Annotated in this window: 15 protein-coding genes and 1 tRNA gene; 3 read left to right on the forward strand and 13 right to left on the reverse strand. The window is 41.2% G+C overall.

Annotated features, from left to right (window positions below; all coding sequences use genetic code 11):
- Nucleotides 1-57: 57 nt before the first annotated feature.
- The 3 genes from hemW to lepB are packed head-to-tail and all read right to left on the reverse strand — an operon-like array spanning nt 58 to nt 3,645.
- A complete protein-coding gene (gene hemW, locus EC328_RS06540; RefSeq protein ID WP_164906051.1) occupies nt 58-1,191 on the reverse strand; it encodes a radical SAM family heme chaperone HemW in 1,134 nt (377 codons plus the stop codon).
- Nucleotides 1,192-1,240: 49 nt separating this feature from the next.
- Complete coding sequence (gene lepA, locus EC328_RS06545) at nt 1,241-3,052, reverse strand: translation elongation factor 4 (protein ID WP_128426053.1); 1,812 nt, start codon at nt 3,050-3,052, stop codon at nt 1,241-1,243.
- Nucleotides 3,053-3,102: 50 nt separating this feature from the next.
- Nucleotides 3,103-3,645, reverse strand: coding sequence for a signal peptidase I (gene lepB, locus EC328_RS06550; protein ID WP_128426054.1), 543 nt, complete (start codon nt 3,643-3,645; stop codon nt 3,103-3,105).
- Between the two features lie 269 nt (nt 3,646-3,914).
- Between lepB and rpsT the strand changes: the two genes are divergently transcribed.
- Nucleotides 3,915-4,178 (forward strand): 30S ribosomal protein S20, encoded by a 264-nt coding sequence (rpsT, locus tag EC328_RS06555; RefSeq protein ID WP_128426055.1) that lies wholly within the window; start codon nt 3,915-3,917, stop codon nt 4,176-4,178.
- Nucleotides 4,179-4,207: 29 nt separating this feature from the next.
- On the opposite strand, the gene holA is transcribed toward rpsT, so the two are convergent.
- Together holA and EC328_RS06565 are read right to left on the reverse strand one after the other, a co-directional pair.
- Nucleotides 4,208-5,233, reverse strand: a complete 1,026-nt coding sequence (gene holA, locus EC328_RS06560) for a DNA polymerase III subunit delta (protein ID WP_128426056.1) — start codon at nt 5,231-5,233, stop codon at nt 4,208-4,210.
- Nucleotides 5,221-7,620 carry a DNA internalization-related competence protein ComEC/Rec2 gene (locus EC328_RS06565; RefSeq protein WP_128426057.1) on the reverse strand — a complete coding sequence of 800 codons (2,400 nt, stop codon included), beginning with the start codon at nt 7,618-7,620 and terminating at the stop codon, nt 5,221-5,223. Before EC328_RS06565 ends, holA begins: the two co-directional genes overlap by 13 nt.
- 148 nt (nt 7,621-7,768) lie before the next feature.
- On the opposite strand from EC328_RS06565, the gene EC328_RS06570 reads away from it, so the two are divergent.
- Nucleotides 7,769-8,980 carry an alanyl-tRNA editing protein gene (locus tag EC328_RS06570; protein ID WP_164906052.1) on the forward strand — a complete coding sequence of 404 codons (1,212 nt, stop codon included), beginning with the start codon at nt 7,769-7,771 and terminating at the stop codon, nt 8,978-8,980.
- Between the two features lie 26 nt (nt 8,981-9,006).
- Here the strand turns inward: EC328_RS06570 and EC328_RS06575 are convergent.
- The 6 genes from EC328_RS06575 to EC328_RS06600 form a co-directional block, all read right to left on the reverse strand.
- Nucleotides 9,007-9,103, reverse strand: a tRNA-Sec gene (locus EC328_RS06575).
- A gap of 47 nt (nt 9,104-9,150) precedes the next feature.
- Nucleotides 9,151-9,840 (reverse strand): response regulator transcription factor, encoded by a 690-nt coding sequence (locus EC328_RS06580; RefSeq protein WP_128426059.1) that lies wholly within the window; start codon nt 9,838-9,840, stop codon nt 9,151-9,153.
- 14 nt (nt 9,841-9,854) lie between these two features.
- Nucleotides 9,855-11,765 (reverse strand): selenocysteine-specific translation elongation factor, encoded by a 1,911-nt coding sequence (gene selB / locus EC328_RS06585; RefSeq protein WP_128426060.1) that lies wholly within the window; start codon nt 11,763-11,765, stop codon nt 9,855-9,857.
- Entirely contained in the window at nt 11,765-13,183 is a 1,419-nt protein-coding gene (selA, locus tag EC328_RS06590) for an L-seryl-tRNA(Sec) selenium transferase (RefSeq protein ID WP_206363822.1), read from the reverse strand. The genes selB and selA overlap by 1 nt, the downstream gene beginning before the upstream one ends.
- Nucleotides 13,184-13,201: 18 nt before the next feature.
- Nucleotides 13,202-14,239 carry a selenide, water dikinase SelD gene (selD, locus tag EC328_RS06595; protein WP_128426061.1) on the reverse strand — a complete coding sequence of 346 codons (1,038 nt, stop codon included), beginning with the start codon at nt 14,237-14,239 and terminating at the stop codon, nt 13,202-13,204.
- Between the two features lie 11 nt (nt 14,240-14,250).
- Nucleotides 14,251-14,850, reverse strand: a complete 600-nt coding sequence (locus EC328_RS06600; RefSeq protein WP_164906053.1) for a helix-hairpin-helix domain-containing protein — start codon at nt 14,848-14,850, stop codon at nt 14,251-14,253.
- Between the two features lie 135 nt (nt 14,851-14,985).
- On the opposite strand from EC328_RS06600, the gene EC328_RS06605 reads away from it, so the two are divergent.
- Nucleotides 14,986-16,254: a D-alanyl-D-alanine carboxypeptidase family protein gene (locus tag EC328_RS06605; RefSeq protein WP_128426063.1), complete on the forward strand. Its 1,269-nt coding sequence runs from the start codon at nt 14,986-14,988 to the stop codon at nt 16,252-16,254.
- 38 nt (nt 16,255-16,292) lie between these two features.
- Here EC328_RS06605 and EC328_RS06610 read toward each other — a convergent pair whose 3' ends face one another.
- Nucleotides 16,293-16,676: a RidA family protein gene (locus EC328_RS06610; protein ID WP_128426064.1), complete on the reverse strand. Its 384-nt coding sequence runs from the start codon at nt 16,674-16,676 to the stop codon at nt 16,293-16,295.
- 3 nt (nt 16,677-16,679) lie between these two features.
- The gene (gene rsfS, locus EC328_RS06615) at nt 16,680-17,030 is read right to left on the reverse strand and encodes a ribosome silencing factor (RefSeq protein ID WP_128426065.1); all 351 of its coding nucleotides are present in this window, start codon (nt 17,028-17,030) and stop codon (nt 16,680-16,682) included.
- Nucleotides 17,031-17,034: the final 4 nt, after the last annotated feature.

Consider the following 17,034-nt stretch of genomic DNA (forward strand, 5'->3'; position numbering starts at 1 on the left):
GTGCTAATCCTATTAATAAATTATCATCCCTGCACGGCTTTGTCAATACTTTTTGTCCTATGGCAGAAAATCGATTTCCACAATATTACTAAGGTCCATCCCCCTTTTGGTAAGTCTTAGATGTGTATTGGATTTGGTCAGAAGTCCTCCTCTCCTATGCTTATCTATAACTGCCCCGAATCTTTTCTTCGCATCAAAGCCAAATCTATTCTCGAACTCAACATAATCAATTCCCTCATTCATTCTAAGCCCCAGGATTATGTACTCTGAAGCTCTTGTTTCAGAATCAAGGTTTTCCTCGTCCTCCACAGGCATTTCACACCCTTCAATCTTTTTAAAGTACTCTGCAAAGCTCGAAGTGTTCCAAAATCTCTTTGACCCTATGTTTGAATGGGCTGACAATCCTGCTCCGATGTAGGGCTTAAGCCTCCAGTAACCGATATTATGCCTGCACTCCATTCCTTCCCTTGAGAGATTCGATATCTCGTACTGGTGATACTTTTCCATTGAAAGCAGTCTTATCCCTTGGTGATACATCTCTCTTTCAAGGTCTTCGTCCGGTAGTTTTACGAAACCCTCATCAAGCCACCTTTTCATCAAGGTACCATCCTCAATTATCAGGCCGTACATTGAAATGTGGGATAAGCCAAGTTCTGAAGCTGTCTTAAGGTCATTGAGGAATGATTCAAGCGTTTGACCTGGTTGTCCAAATATAAAATCTCCATTTATATTATTGAATCCCGAATCCTTCAGTATCTTTACTGTGTTAATCGCATTCTCTCCTGTATGGGCCCTTCCAAGACAACCCAGTAAGCGATCATCAAAACTTTGTATTCCCATGCTTATTCTATTTATCCCTAAGTAATTATAGGATTCAGCTTTGTATTTATCTACCGTGCCCGGGTTGACCTCTATGGTTATTTCTGCATTTTTTGCCACAGCAAAGCAATCATAGACTGTTTTTATTATATTGCCTATGTGCTCAGATTCTATAGCTGAAGGTGTTCCCCCTCCTATGAATATGGTATCAATATTATAGTCTCTAAGGATATGAGCTTTAATTTGCAGCTCCTTCAGTAAAGATGAAACATATCTCCCCACGGTATCATTCAATGGTACTGATGTAAAATCACAGTAGCTGCACTTACTTAAGCAAAAGGGAATGTGTATATAGATGCCGGCATTTTCCATTGATATCTCTCCAATCAAAAATGCACACATCGTGTGCACTTTTTGTCTTTTACTTTCTTTCGTCGTATTTCAGCACAGTTAGAAAAGCCTCCTGAGGAACCTCAACTGATCCTATCTGGCGCATTCTCTTCTTACCTTCCTTTTGCTTTTCGAGAAGCTTTCTCTTCCTGGATATGTCTCCTCCATAGCATTTTGCAAGAACGTCTTTTCTAAGTGCCCTTATAGTCTCTCTGGCGATTATCTTGGAGCCGATTGCAGCCTGAATCGGTACAGCAAACTGATGCCTTGGGATAACATCGACAAGCCTCTCGGCTATATTTCGCCCTCTTTCATATGCTTTCTCTTCGTGGACTATCAGTGAAAAGGCATCGACCAGCTCACTGTTGATGAGAATATCCATTTTAACCAATTCACTCTTCTTATAGCCTTTCAGCTCGTAGCCGAAGGAGGCATAACCTCTTGTCTTGGATTTGAGAGCATCGAAAAAGTCATAAATTACTTCATTTAATGGAAGCTCATAGTGCAGCACGACTCTTTTCTCCTCGAGATACTCCATATTCAGATAGCTTCCTCTTTTATTTTGACACAGCTCCATTATTGCTCCTACATACTCAGTGGGAGTCATTATGGAGGCGCTGACTATAGGCTCTTCCATATATTCTATCTCGGCAGCCGGAGGGAGGTTTGATGGGTTTTGGATTTCAAGAAAATCCCCATTTTTCTTGGTTACTCTGTAAATAACACTTGGTGCTGTTGTTATTATATTGAGGTCAAACTCTCTTTCAAGCCTCTCCTGAATTATCTCCATATGGAGCAGTCCAAGAAAGCCGCATCTGAATCCAAAGCCTAAAGCTACTGATGTCTCTGGTTCAAACACCAACGCCGCATCGTTCACCTGAAGCTTTTCAAGTGCGTCTCTGACTGTGTTAAAGTCTTCTCCCTCTGCAGGATAAATACCGCAATAAACCATCGGAATAACCTTCTTATAGCCTGGGAGCGGCTGAGAAGCAGGCCTTGAGTCATCTGTGATCGTGTCACCAACTCTGGCTTCCTTTACGTTTTTTATACTGGCTGTCAGATAACCTACCTCTCCCGCCTGAAGGCTTTCCATTGGAATGTGTTTACTTGTGTTTATGCCTACCTCAGTAACCTCAAAGGACTTTCCTGTATTCATCATCCTTATCATCATACCTGGCTTAACTACACCATCGAATACCCGTATGTAGCATGTTACTCCCTTATAGCTGTCATAATAGCTATCGAATATCAGGGCTTTCAAAGGGGCATTCTCATCCCCGGATGGCGAAGGCACCTTCTTAACTATTGCATCTAACACCTGATCAATGTTAAGTCCGTCCTTGGCTGAGATTTGGGGAGCATCATGCCCCTCTATACCGATGATATCCTCAATTTCCCTGATTGCCTCTTCAGGTCTTGCACTCGGTAAATCAATTTTATTGATTACAGGTACTATTTCAAGATCCTGCTCGATCGCAAGGTATACATTGGCAAGAGTCTGTGCCTCCACACCCTGTGTTGCATCAACTACAAGTACTGCACCCTCGCATGCAGCCAAAGATCTTGATACCTCATAGTTGAAATCTACATGTCCAGGTGTGTCGATTAGGTTTAGTATGTACTCCTGTCCATCACTGGCCTTATGGACCAGCCTGACAGCCTTTAGCTTGATTGTGATTCCCCTCTCTCTCTCCAGATCCATTTTATCCAGAACCTGAGACTGCATCTCTCTGGATGTCAGCATCCCTGTCATTTCGATAAGACGATCCGCCAAAGTGGACTTACCATGGTCTATATGAGCAATGATTGAAAAATTTCTTATCTTCTCTTTTTTACTGTTCATTAACATTCCTCCTGAAGCTATCGATAAAAATCCTCCCTGATAAAGGGAGGCTATTTAATCTTTCCAAATCTTTCGTCTAGGGGAAAGTACCTGAAATCGGTTACACCTTTGACTGTGTCAAGAGATATGGTGCCGAAATACCTACTGTCCTTACTCGCTCCCTCTTCTCTGTTGTCACCCAGCACGAAAACCTCACCCTCAGGAACTACCCAAATGCTTTCATTGTATATGTGGGTGTATGGGTCTCCCTGAAGATAGTCCTCATGGAGAAGCTCTCCGTTCAGATAGACCTTTCCGTCCTCGATTTCGATCGTATCACCAGAAATACCGACCACTCTTTTTATATAGTCTTTATCGGGGCTGTCTGGAGCCTCCAATACTATTATGTCTCCTCTGTTTGGTCCATTGAAATATAGTGGTACCTTTAAAGCAAAAAGCCTGTCCCTTTCATGAAGTGTTGGGTACATTGAATTTCCAAGAACATAAGTCGTATTAAACACAAAGGTCTTTATTACCAAAGCTATCACGATAGCAGCAATGATGCTTCTGATCCATTCAATAGCCTCACTTTTCTTTTTAACTTCTTCTTCCATGTTGATACTCCTTTCAGACCTGAAGTCCCCAGGCCTCAACCGATGAATCTTAAGTGCTACAGAAATATTATACCACTAAAAGCTCTGAAATCAATTAAAAGTATGTCTTGCTGACAAGACTGGCATTTGTGTGGTATCATTATTGTATAAGGATTTATCCTAAAAGCATGGGAGAATGCATTGCGTGTGGGTATTTACTATTATTTTTTATTGCTTTTTAAATTACTCCGTGGTACAATATCCTTTGTTAGATTAGAGGAGGTGAAATTGTGGCGAATATCAAATCTGCTGAGAAAAGAATCCTGGTAACCAGGAAGAGAACTGCACTTAATAAAAGTAGAAAATCAGAGATTAAGACATATATCAAAAAATTTGACAGCGCTGTAGCTAAAGGTGAGTACGAAGAGGCGAGAGCATTGTTGAAGGTCATCGACAAGAAGCTTAAGAAGGCGGCTCACAAAAACGTCATACACATGAATGCAGCATCAAGGAAGGTTAGTAGGCTTACTAAAGCTTTAAACAAGGCTATGTAAATAAAACTTCGGGACTCGCCGAAGTTTTTTTATTTTTTGTCTGTAATTGAAACAAGCAGCATCTCTATCTCAAGCTTTGGGTCGACCGGAAGTGTCTTAAACCTCTTGTCTGTTCTAAGTATCATTTCCAATATATCTTCCAGGTATCCTTCACTGAATTTTTGTGCCTGAGTGCTAATCCTTGTGAATTCATAGGGTTTGATCTGTAGTTTGCTCTGGATCTCCGATTCCGAATAGCCCTTCTTCCTGTAGGAAGTATATGCCAGGATCAATCTGAACTGCCTGGAAATCATGAATAATAGTCTTTGGACAGGCTCATTCATCAGCTGTATCTCATGAAAAAGTTCAAGAGCCTTGCCTGTATCCTTCCTCCCCAATGCTTCGAGAAGGTCAAAAATATTTTTATCAAGACTTCTGGTCATTACCCTGTCTATATCATCCCTGCTGATCTGATTGGAAGATGTATATGCGGCCACTTTATTGAGCTCATTCTCAAGATCATAAAGATTGGTCGTATTGTTCCTGTTCAAGTAACCAGACAACTGCAAAAGATAGGATAGGTCAGATTGGGAAATATCCTTCCCTTCGGATGCGATCGACTGTCTAGCCCACGATTGAAGCTGGTTGGAGTTCAGTTTTACGAACTCCATTGTATAGCCTCTTTTTTCAAGCTGTTTATATATCCTGGTATTTTTCTTAAGACCGTTTTCTGAGTCAACCAGAAGTAATAGTTGATGGTCTCCAAGCTTAAGAAAATAATTCAAAAGTGTATCATCCTTTGATTCCTTTTCAAGAAAGAATGATGGATTTTTTAGAACGGTAATCCTTTTTGCTGCAAGAAATGGAAGCGTTTCACATGAAGCTTCCAAATCCTCCACACCTGCTGTTTTCCCGTCCAGATAAGCCAGGTTTATAGTCTGCTGCTGAGGTGTAAGCAGACTTGTTACTATATCAGCAGCTGCTTTTTCTACAAGGTATGTCTCTTCTCCAAAAATATAACAAATGGGCTTGCTTGCTGCTTCCCTGACCATACTGCTAACACTTAATTTATCCATTGCATTTCACCCTGTCTCCTTATGTAGTCTATCACAAGATAGTGTGAGGTTATTAAATACAAAGCCATAAACATCAGTTCAATGTAATATTCTCTGATTGCTTCTGCTAGTGAGGGTCTTATTCTCTCATAATCAAACGGGATCACTTCGAGGTTATTTCTTGATATAAGTACCTTTATCATACCCATTTCATCTGTCCTGTGCACTTCAGAGCCAATCTCCCTGAGCCTATCAATGACCTGGGGGTTGGGGTGACCGTACAGATTGTTTCTCCCTACAGATATTATACTATATTCAGGCTTTACTTTATCCAGAAATTGGCGCGAGCTCGATGTAAGGCTGCCATGATGCGGCACTTTAAGCACATCAACATCTATATCATATGATGAACCAATCTTTTTTTCTGCAATTTCTTCAATATCACCTGTAAATAATACTCGCCTTCCAAGATATTCCAGCAGAAATACCAGTGAATTTTCATTCTCATTCAAGTACCTGTATTCATTATTTTCAGGCCACAACACCTTAAGTACTATACCATCTCCCAAATCGGCCTCGATTTCATTGTGCAGTTCATATATTGGAACGTTTCTTTGTTCCGCTTTCTCATGAAGCTCTTTATTAAACACTCCATTTGTGTAGACTGCCCCTATACTTAATTGGTCAATTACAGGAAGAATACCTCTATAATGGTCCTCATGATTATGTGATACAAATACAGCTTCAAGCCTTGACACCCCATTTTTCAATAGATAGGGGAGAGTGATCCTTGAACCGATATCCTGGTCATCTAATCTTGAACCTCCTCCATCGATCATATAATTCCCAAATGGCCCTTTTATTAATGCACTGTCTCCCTGACCTACGTCAATAAAATGAATCTCAAGCTCTTTATTTGTAGTCGTTTCTAAAAACTGTGCAATCGAAATTGTAAGCAGTCCGACAAAAATTGCCTTCTTGATGCTTAAATCCAAACGTTCGACGGTCCGCCAATTAAAAAATACTGCCAGAATAGTTAGATATATGACAAATCCCGCAATCCCTGGCGTTGGAAGTATGATCTGATCCAATGGGATACGTTGGATCAGAATGGCTGCATTTCTTTGAAGGTCGAGCAGAAATTCAAGGATCGGCAACAGCCAGCTTACCATAAGTGAAGCTATACCCAGGACAAGGCAACCTGAAGCCAGAGGTACAATAATTATATTTGAGAGTAAGGTCAGCAGAGGGAAACTATTGAACCAATAGGCCTGTATGGGAGCGATCCCAAGGTTTGCCGCTATTGTTGCAGAAACTGGATCGATAATCCTGCCATTTAGCGGATATATCAGGGTCTTTATCCTGTCTGACAGAAGGATAATTGCAGCTGTGGCACCAAAGGAAAGCTGAAATCCGGAATTAAATATCCAAAGTGGATTGTACAATTGAAGCAAAGACATGCAACCGGCAAGGAGATTAAAGCGATCTACAGGTCTATTTATTAGCTTTGAAAGGTAAAGCATTGAAAACAGGGCAATACCTCTTGAAGCTGATGGTGGAAATCCTATTGAATAGCCATAGACAAATAGGATAGCAACTGAAAAAATGATATTAAGCCATCTCTTGACCCCTAGTCTGGAAAGGACCCATATAAGAGATCCTGCAATTATTCCGATGTGTAATCCTGAAACCGCAAGCAGGTGAGATATCCCCAGATTTCTGTACAAATTGAGATCTTCTTCATCAAGATAGGAGCTGTTGCCAAGAACCATTCCCTTCATCAATCTGGAATTTTCATCTCTGAGGCCAGTATCATAAACACTCGAAATATACTCCGCAACATTTTTTCTTAACCAGTATCCAATAGCTTCAGATCTTCCCTCAAGGATTATTGTAGATCTGTCTCCATCGATTATATGGCTTATACCTTCAGTAAGAAGGTGAAGCCTGTAATTGAAAAAAAGTGGATTAGTGTTAGGCAGAGGTTTCTTTGCAATCCCCTTTATCTTCAATCGGTCTCCGATCTCGTGAGATTTACCTTCATTATAATACCTTAACAAGACCTTCCCCTCTGTTTTTATACCCTCAATCTGTTCAAGATCGATAACATATCTTGTTGAGGATGATCCGGAGGATATTTCTTCAACAGTTCCGACGAATGTATACTGCCTTGCATCAGAGAGTTCAATGATCTCTGAAAGTCTCTCGCTTGTTATAAATGCTCCCAATACCGCGAAGAGTATTAAGAGCCCAGAAACTCTTATTTTGTTATTAATAAATCCCAATGCAATCCAGACTAAAGCAGTTGTTCCCAAAAGTAAAAGGAAACTGTGGTCGACATCAATATAATATGCAGAGATTATACCTGTCATTATTCCGACAGCAGGTATTATCATAGGTCGTTTCATATGTATCCTCTCTGTACTTTATATTTATCCTTTAATAGGATATAATGAAGATATTAAAAATTAGGTGATTATTAGAATCTATTATATCACAGACTATAGCTTTGATGAATGAAAATGTTGAAGAATGAATACTTGGGAGGAATCCAACTTGACCAGAAGATTGTATTGGGAGAATCCGTATCTTTTTGAGACTGACGCTAAGATAGAAAGAATTGACAACAATGAGGAAGGCTTTCAGGTTACCCTGGATCGTTCCATTTTTTACCCTGATATGTCGGGTGGTCAGCCTGGCGATGATGGAACAATAAATAGTGTCAATGTAATTAGGACATATGAGGATGGCGACAACCTGGTCCATGTTGTCAGGGAAAGATTAGCACTGGGAAAAGCTAATCTCAGAATAAGTGGTGAACGAAGGATGGACCTAATGCAGCAACACTCGGGGCAACACCTTTTATCAGGTGTTCTTTTCAGATTGTTCGGTGCTGAAACCATTGGATTTCATTTGGGTGAGGAGTATACTACAATAGATTTGAACGTCCCTGATGTTTCTGAGGATGAATTAACCAGAGCTGAGCAGCTGTGCAATAAGATCATCCAGTCAAATTTCAGGATCAAATCCTATGTGGTTTCCTCAGATGAAGTCAGGCTTCTTCCTGTGAGAAAAAGACCAAGTGTTGATAAAAATATAAGGGTCGTTGAGATTGACGGATTTGATTACTCCCCCTGTGGAGGGACACATGTTGCTGCAACAGGCGAGTTGGGGCTGTTAAAAGTAATCAGAAGTGAAAAATATAAGGGCAACACAAGAATATATTTTTTGACTGGGAAAAGAGCCGTAGATGATTACATCAATAAGTTCAACTCTGTAAGGGACATAAGTGCTGTTCTATCGACAGGTGATACTCAGGTCTTTGAAAGATTCAGCGCTATTTACAACGAGCGAAACTCACTTTTGAAGGATATGAAGGAGTTAAAGGAGAAGCTTTTATCCCTGGAGGGTGAGAATCTATTGCGTGGCACGAAGCTGCATGGTGAAGGAAGAATAATCTGTAAGATGTTTGACAACAAGGATTTCAAAGAAGTCAGCTACATGGGTAATTGGCTTACAAATACCAACGAAAGACTGGTACTTATATTCGGGATCGAAGGTAGCAGTATCAGCCAATTTATGATCAGTAAGAGCAAGGACGTAGAGCTGGAGCTAAACGATATCTACAAGGAACTCTCCTCCCTGTATCAGATAAAAGGCGGCGGAAATAGCAATACAGTTCAAGGATCGATCTCCTCAAGCCACCTGAATGGGCTGTTGGAAAGATGTCTCGAACTGGTTATGAAAGCTATGGACCAAAAAAAATAGCGCCTTAACCGGCGCTTTTTTACTTTTGGCGGGAGTATGTGGGAATCGAACCCACCCAAGAGGCTCCTAACCCCTCGCGCTGGTTTTGAAGACCAGAGAGCCCACCAGAACTCCTCTACCCCCATTGGCTACAAAAGCCATTATACAGTATTCGAATCCAAACATCAATATTATTTTTCTCTGAAAAAGTAGCCTACTCCCCATTTCGTTATTATATATTCCGAGATTTTTGGGTCTTTTTCAAGCTTTTCCCGTATTCTCCTTATATGGACATCCACCGTTCTCAGGTCACCATAATATGCATAGCCCCATACTCTTTCCAGGAGCTCTTCCCTTGTATATACCTTTCCTGGGGTTGATGCCAGAACGTATAGAAGATCAAACTCTTTACCGGTAAGGCTAATATTCTTATCTTTACAAGTTACTTTTCTGCCTACTGTGTTTATCCTGATATCTCTTATCTCGATCACATTGCCATCACTTTCCTGAAGCTTGTTTGAATATCTCCTTAGGACAGCCTTTATCCGTGCTTTGAGTTCAAGGATGTTAAAGGGCTTCACAAGGTAATCGTCTGCACCATATTCAAGTGCCAGGATCTTCTTTATATCCTCATCAACATTAGTTATAAATATCAGTGGAACAGCAGAAATAGTTCTCAAATTCTGGCAAAACAGGAGTCCGTTGCTATCAGGAAGCTCGATCTCAGTGAGAACCATATCATAATTCTTCCTGTTCAACAGTTCCATTGCAGCAGCTGCACTTCCTGCATGTTCTATCACATATTCATCTTGCTCGAGAGAATATCTCAAACCTTTGACAAAGGACTTATCTGTATCTACAATCAACACTCTTCCGCTCATCATTTCACCCCTGGCTACTTAAACAGTACCCTGTTTTCTCCGGACCGTCTTGTTATCTTGATTTGATCAAAATACTCCAGCAATCCGATTGCTACTTTGCGATTTGTATTTAATATATCCCTGTATCCACCTACAGTAATATTCCCTGCCTCTGCCATAAGATCATATAATGACGATTTAGCCTTTTCCAAGCTTGACGGCAAAAGAAAAAGATCATCAGACAATTTCACCAGTTCGCCTGAGCCAATGAGATACATAATCATTTCTTCAGTTTCTCCATTAGTACCCAAAGTGGTCACCTGTAAATCCTCACGCTTGGGAGGCATGAATGGAGCTTTTTCAAAGCTATCCAATATCCATTTTTTAAGTGCCAGCTGTTTGTCATTAAGTTCAGGTTCAAACCCTGAAAGAGCGACAAGATCCTTTAGTTGTTTGATTCTTCCACCGGTAATCAAATGATCAAGTATCTCTTCAGCCAGTCTTGGTTTAGCTTTTGACAGAAACCTGCTTCTAAGCTCTTCTTTCGCCATTCCGTTTCTTATCGGGAACTTTTTATGGAAGTCCTCGAGCTCACCAATGATTTGATCCTCTAATAAATCCAATACTTTTTTGTGGACAGGATAAATGTCTTTGCTTAGTCTAAAAATTATTACCTTCCCATTTCCCTCAAGCTTTTTTATCTCCTCTTCCAGATTTTCTTCAAGCATTGAGGCCGTTTTGGATATTTCCTTCAATGAGTGGTAGCTCCTACTGTTTTCTTCGACTATATGCTCCACAATTTCACTGAAATTCCCTTGATCCTTGATCGCCAGTTCTTCCAGGCTTTTCTCATCGAACCTTTTTCTCTTCACTGGATTTGGCTCGAGAACCTCACCTCCTCCAACTGTGAACATTGGGGAATAAAATCTGAGGATGAACCTGTCACCCATTTTTGCAACTGTCTCCTCCTCAAGCCTGAGCTGAGCGTATGTCTCATCCCCAGGGTCAAGTACTTCTCTGTCAAGAAGCACTACTCTGCAGAGTATTTCATCTGTTCCAAGATAGAGCTTTAATCTGGTCCTATTCTCCAATCCCTTGCTTAAGGATCTCAATAGCTTAATTTTTACATCAAGCATCATGGTGGATCTCATTGAATTGACTGGGGCGACAATGCTGCCTCGGTCTATCTGAGATTTTTTTACGCCCGCAAGATTAAGAGCAACTCTTTGTCCCCCATATGCTACTGACGCATCCTGATCGTGTACCTGAATTGATCTTATCCTTGCTATGGTATCACCTGGATAGACCTGTATCTCATCTCCTACCTTAAGGCTCCCCGCAAGAAGGGTACCTGTGACCACTGTCCCGAAGCCTGAAATTGTAAATACCCTGTCCACCGGTAGCCTTGGCATGTCATCGAGGCTTTTATCCTCGAGTGATTCCGATAGTTTTAATATTTCTTCTATAACATTACTAATTCCTATTTTTTCTGTTGAGGATACTGGTATTATAGAGGCTCCCTCAAGGAAGGTACCCTTTACTTCATCCTTGATCTCCTCCTCCACCAGCTGTAGCCATTCGTCATCAACCAAATCAGATTTGGTAATTACAACAAACCCGCTCTTCACGCCGACAAGGTCAAGAATTGCAAGATGTTCAGCCGTTTGTGGCATAATACCCTCATCTGCTGCTACTACCAACAATACAATATCTATTCCTATTACACCTGCTAACATATTCCTAATGAATTTCTCATGGCCGGGTACATCAATTATCCCCGCTCTTTGCCCTCCGGGAAGATCAAAGTAGGTAAATCCCAGCTCTATTGATATTCCTCTTTCCTGCTCCTCTTTAAGGCGATCAGTATTCCTGCCTGTCAAAGCCTTGATTAATGTCGTTTTACCATGGTCTATGTGACCAGCAGTGCCTATGATCAAGTGCTTCATTACCTACACTCCTTAAGCTTACTAGCTGCAAACAGGAGGGCTTTATTGATAATATCAAGCTCATCCTCCTGAATTGTCCTTGGGTCCAGCAAAACCTTTTCTTTGCTTATTCGTGATATGACAGGCACTTCATAGCCTCTTAAGCCTTTCTCAAGAATTACAGCACTGCCTGCCAAGGGTTCTAAAGCAACGCACTTTGTTGGTATCCTTTCCATTGGTAGAGAACCGCCACCTACCTCTGAAAAATCATCCTCCAAACTTATGGCTACTGGAAGATCACTTATGGATGATCTGAGTAAATCCATTAGGTCTTGAGCTTTCTCAGAGATTTCAGCATAACTCATTGTAAGCATTCTAAGTGTCGGTATCCTTTTAATTGCAGTTTCCTCATCCAGATAAAGCCTCATTGTAGCCTCGAGTGCAGATATTGTAAATTTGTCCACTCTTAGGGCGCGGGTAAGGGGATTTTTTTTCATTCTATCGATGTACTCCTTCCTTCCGACAATTACTCCTGCCTGAGGACCTCCCAATAGCTTGTCTCCGCTAAAGGTCACTACATCTACTCCCTTTCTTATACAGGATGATACTGTGGGCTCGTAAGAAAGTCCGAATTTTGAAAGATCTACAAGCACGCCGCTTCCCAAATCTTCGATCACAGGAATTCCATACTTCTCCTTTAACGGCAGCAGCTCCTCGCTGTCAACTGAAGAGGTAAAGCCCATTATTCTGTAATTTGATGTATGGACTTTCAGAATAGCAGCCGTGTTTTCAGTTATGGCAGCCTCGTAGTCCCATAAATGCGTTTTATTGGTTGTTCCAACCTCAATTAGCTTAGCCCCGCTTTGCTCCATTACCGCAGGGATCCTGAAGGCTCCTCCAATCTCTATCAGCTCGCCACGGGAAACTATAACTTCCTTTCCTTTTGCCATAGTTGAGAGAACAAGCATGACTGCAGCCGCATTGTTGTTGACGACTAGGGCAGCTTCCCCACCAACGATTTTAGCGGCAATCTGTTCAAGATGATCATACCTTGAACCTCTGGTGCCTTTGTCTAGGTCATATTCCAGGTTGGAATATGATATTGCTGTCCTTAAAACCTGCTCCATTATTTGTCTATCGATAAGTGATCTGCCAAGGTTTGTATGGATTACCACACCTGTGGCATTAACAACTGTTCTTAAGCTGTAGTGCAGTTTCATTTCAATTCTTGAGGAAATTGATGATTCAAGTTTTTCAAGCTGTTCCTCAATCCAGGACCTGTTTTCACCATTTTTTATACCTTCTCTCAGCTCATCAGCTTCCTCTCTGACGGCTTCAAGAACAACAGCCCGCGGAGAAGAGTTCAGGTACTCTTTAACTATTTCATATTCAAGTATCTCGTCGACCTTGGGAATCAATGTATATAAATTGGTTTCCAATTCTCAGTCACCCCTTCTCTATTCTACTTTAAGATGTGTTCCGGTAAAATTTTCTACTCTTCCGATTATCCCATGAGGAATTTCTGAATCCTTCAAATTATCCATAATGATCCCAGCGGTTTTTGGCGAAGCTGAAATAAGCAATCCTCCTGAGGTCTGGGGGTCAAACAGGATATCCTCAAGATACCTGGGAACACTTGCAGCCACCTCGACCTTGTTGCCTATGTGGCTTCTGTTGTTGTATGCTCCGGCAGGAATCAACCCCATCTCTGCATAATCTCTGGCTTCTTCAATATAAGGCACCTTCTTCGATTCAATAATTATTGTCGTGTTGCTTCCCTCAGCCATTTCGAGGCAATGACCCAACAGCCCAAAACCTGTTATATCGGTTACGCTGTTTACTTCGCTGAGGCCTTTGAAGGCTTCCATCCCTTCCCTATTGAGAGTTGTCATTACTTTGACGGCTTTATCATAGGATTCTTCGCTTGCTAACTCACCCTTTATTGCCGTGTTTATTATACCAAGCCCCAGGGGTTTGGTAAGCACGAGTACATCACCTGGCCTGGATGAACTGTTTTTTTTGATGCTTTCAGGATGTACAAAGCCTGTAACTGATAGTCCATATTTTGGTTCATCATCTGAAACAGAATGTCCCCCAACAAGTATAGCCCCTGACTCTGTTACCTTATCATATCCGCCCCGCAGTATCTCAGAAAGCACTGAAGGCTCCAGACATTCAGGAAAACAAACTATATTAAGTGCCAGCCTGGGTTCTCCCCCCATCGCATAAACATCACTCAGGGAATTCGCGGCTGCTATTAGTCCAAAGGTATATGGATCATCGACCACTGGAGTAAAAAAGTCCAGGGTTTGTATCATTGCCAGATCATCGTTGATCCTATACACTGCTGCATCGTCGGAGGTGTCGATTCCAACCAACAGGTTCTCATCATTTGTCTTTGGTAGATTGCACAGGACCTGTGCAAGTATATCGGGTCCGATTTTGGCCGCTCACCCAGAGCTTTTCGTCAATTGGGTCAATCTTATTTCTTCCATATTTGTTCCTCCTAGTCAACTGTGATCAGGTCCTTTATGTCGTTGAATTTAGCATCTCCAATACCTGATACGTTCCTTATATCATCTATACTCTCAAACCTACTACTTTTCCTGTACTCAATTATCCTGTCGGCTATAACCGATCCAATTCCAGGCAGGCTGTCGAGCTCCTCCTTGCTGCAGGTATTAATGTTTATCAAGCCATTATCGCTTCCTGTATTTATGGCTTCTATGTTCTGGGAAACTTCCTCTCCGATCGCTGGTATATATATCTTATCCTCATCTTTAAGTTTTTTCGCAAGATTTATACGGTCAATGTCAGCTGACTTTGTCAAGCCACCTGCAAGATCAACTGCATCCTTTACCCGATCGCCGCTTATAAGCTCATATATTCCCGGGTAATACACCTGCCCGCTGATATGAACCATTATTAGCGAAGGCTCCTCCGATTCTTCTTTTTCATCATATTTAACAGATGTTTCAGACTGAATCAAAGCCAGTGGTTGTGTTGGCTGGTTTTTTCTTATATACCCTCCAATTCCAAAATAAGCCAACAAAATGATGGCTATACTCAGTATAGCTATTTGCTCCTTCTTTGTAAAGAAATCCATATCCATCCTCCTGTCAAACCCTTTAGTGATTACTAATGTCATGAATAATTATTTATCTTATCACCGTTAAGTTTTTTTGTAAAATCTGATATAATCTATTATTGTAAAATACAAAAATCAACGGTGGTGTACATAATGAAGAAACTTGTGATCATGATTTTAGTGTTAGCATCTCTCCTTAACACATATACAGTATTCGCTGAAAATATAAGCCTTTCCGCTCCCAGCTCGATACTCATTGATTTCGATACAGGAAAGATCTTATATGATAATAATAGCAGTATGAAGCTATATCCCGCAAGTACAACAAAGATGATGACGGCTATTTTAGCAGTGGAAAAGGGAAATCTTCAGGATATCGTAACAGTAGACCAGGAGGTCGTAAGCCTGACAAAGGGAAGCCATATAGCACTCGAGCCTGGCGAACAGCTTACACTTGAGCAGCTGCTTTATGCAATGATGCTGCCCTCTGCAAATGATGCTGCCCTTGCAATTGCAAAGCATATTGGAGGAAGCGTGGATAATTTTGTCAGAATGATGAACGAAAGGGCAAGAGAATTGGGGGCGACCGATACAAATTTCGTAAACCCAAACGGTCTTCATAATGATGAACATATTTCAACGGCTCATGATCTGGCGTTGATCGGCAGAAGAGCTATGGAGCTTGAGACTATAAGAAGCATAGTGAGTACCGTTACATATGAGATACCCCCTACAAATAAGAAGGCCGAGACAAGATATATCAAGATAACTAATAAGCTCCTATACAGTACAGAGAAAATAGATGTGAATGGTGTGCTTGTTAATGCAAAGTATGAAGGTGCTTCCGGAATCAAAACGGGTTATACCTCTGAGGCTATGAATTGTCTTGTATCTTATGCTGAAAGAAACGATCAAAGGCTTGTAGCTGCCGTACTTAAAGCAGAAGGAAATGGCAGCTATTCAGATACACATAAGCTTTTGAACTACGGATTCTCGAATTTCCAGAATAAAGCTATAGCCAATTTTAACGAGTATATTGACAACATTCCCGTTTCACAAGGCGTTGTCCCATTTGTTGCAGGTATTCTTGACAGGGATGTTATCTACCCCGTTTCGGGTAGTGATGCTTTTATGGTCGAAAAAAAGATAAATCCCGTTGCAGATCTGAGGGCGCCTGTTGAGAAGGGACAAATCATCGGTACGGTAGATTATGTTTTAAATGGGAAGATCATAGGTGGAGGAAATGTAATAGCCACATCGGATGTGGAGATCGATCCTATGACTAAGCTCCATAACAGAATTCTGAGCAAATGGTATCTTTTTGTATTTGGTCTATTGATACTTCTTAGAGCTTATGCATTGAACAGGAAGAAATCGAGAAAAAAATCCAGGAGAAGAACTCCTTCAACAATACGTTTCTAAAAAAATCACTTGAGAATAAACTCTCAAGTGATTTTATATTATGCTATAGCCGCAACTGCCTCAATTTCTATTACTCCATCCTTTGGAAGTCTGGCTACCTCCACAAGGCTTCTTGCAGGCTTGTGGTTGGCGAAGAACTCAGCGTACACCTCATTGATCTTGCCAAAGTCGTTCATATCCTTTACAAATACTGTGACCTTTACAACATCCTCAAGTGTTGCGCCTGAAGCAGCCAATACGGCCTTAACATTCTCCAAAGCAACTCTGGTTGCAGTTTGAATGTCATCTTGCACCAATTGTCCTGTTTTGGGATCAAGAGGAAGCTGCCCTGACGTGAAAACAAATTGACCTGCCTTTATGCCTTGCGAATAAGGACCTACTGCTGCTGGGGCTTTTTCTGTTGCCAAATACTCAATTTTCATCTGTTAATCCTCCTTAGGCTTTCTTGCGAATTCAGACCACAATCTTTCAAGATTGTAGTACTCCCTTTCTTCTCTATGAAAAATGTGTACCACCACATCATCATAATCCAAAACTATCCACCTTGCACTTCTGTACCCTTCCTTGGTACCCAAGGTTTCAAATCCTTCCAATGACATTTTCTCATCGATTTCATCTGCAATAGACAAGACCTGACTTGAGGAGTTGCCACTTGCTATTACAAAATACTCAGCTATCGTAGTAAGCTTTCCAACCTCCAGAACTTCCATATCCAGCCCTTTCTTGTCATCAACAGCCTTTTTGATTATTTCAAGCTTTTTAGTGATTTCTGTCATTATT

This window comes from Gudongella oleilytica (assembly GCF_004101785.1).
Lineage (GTDB): Bacteria > Bacillota > Clostridia > Tissierellales > Tissierellaceae > Gudongella > Gudongella oleilytica.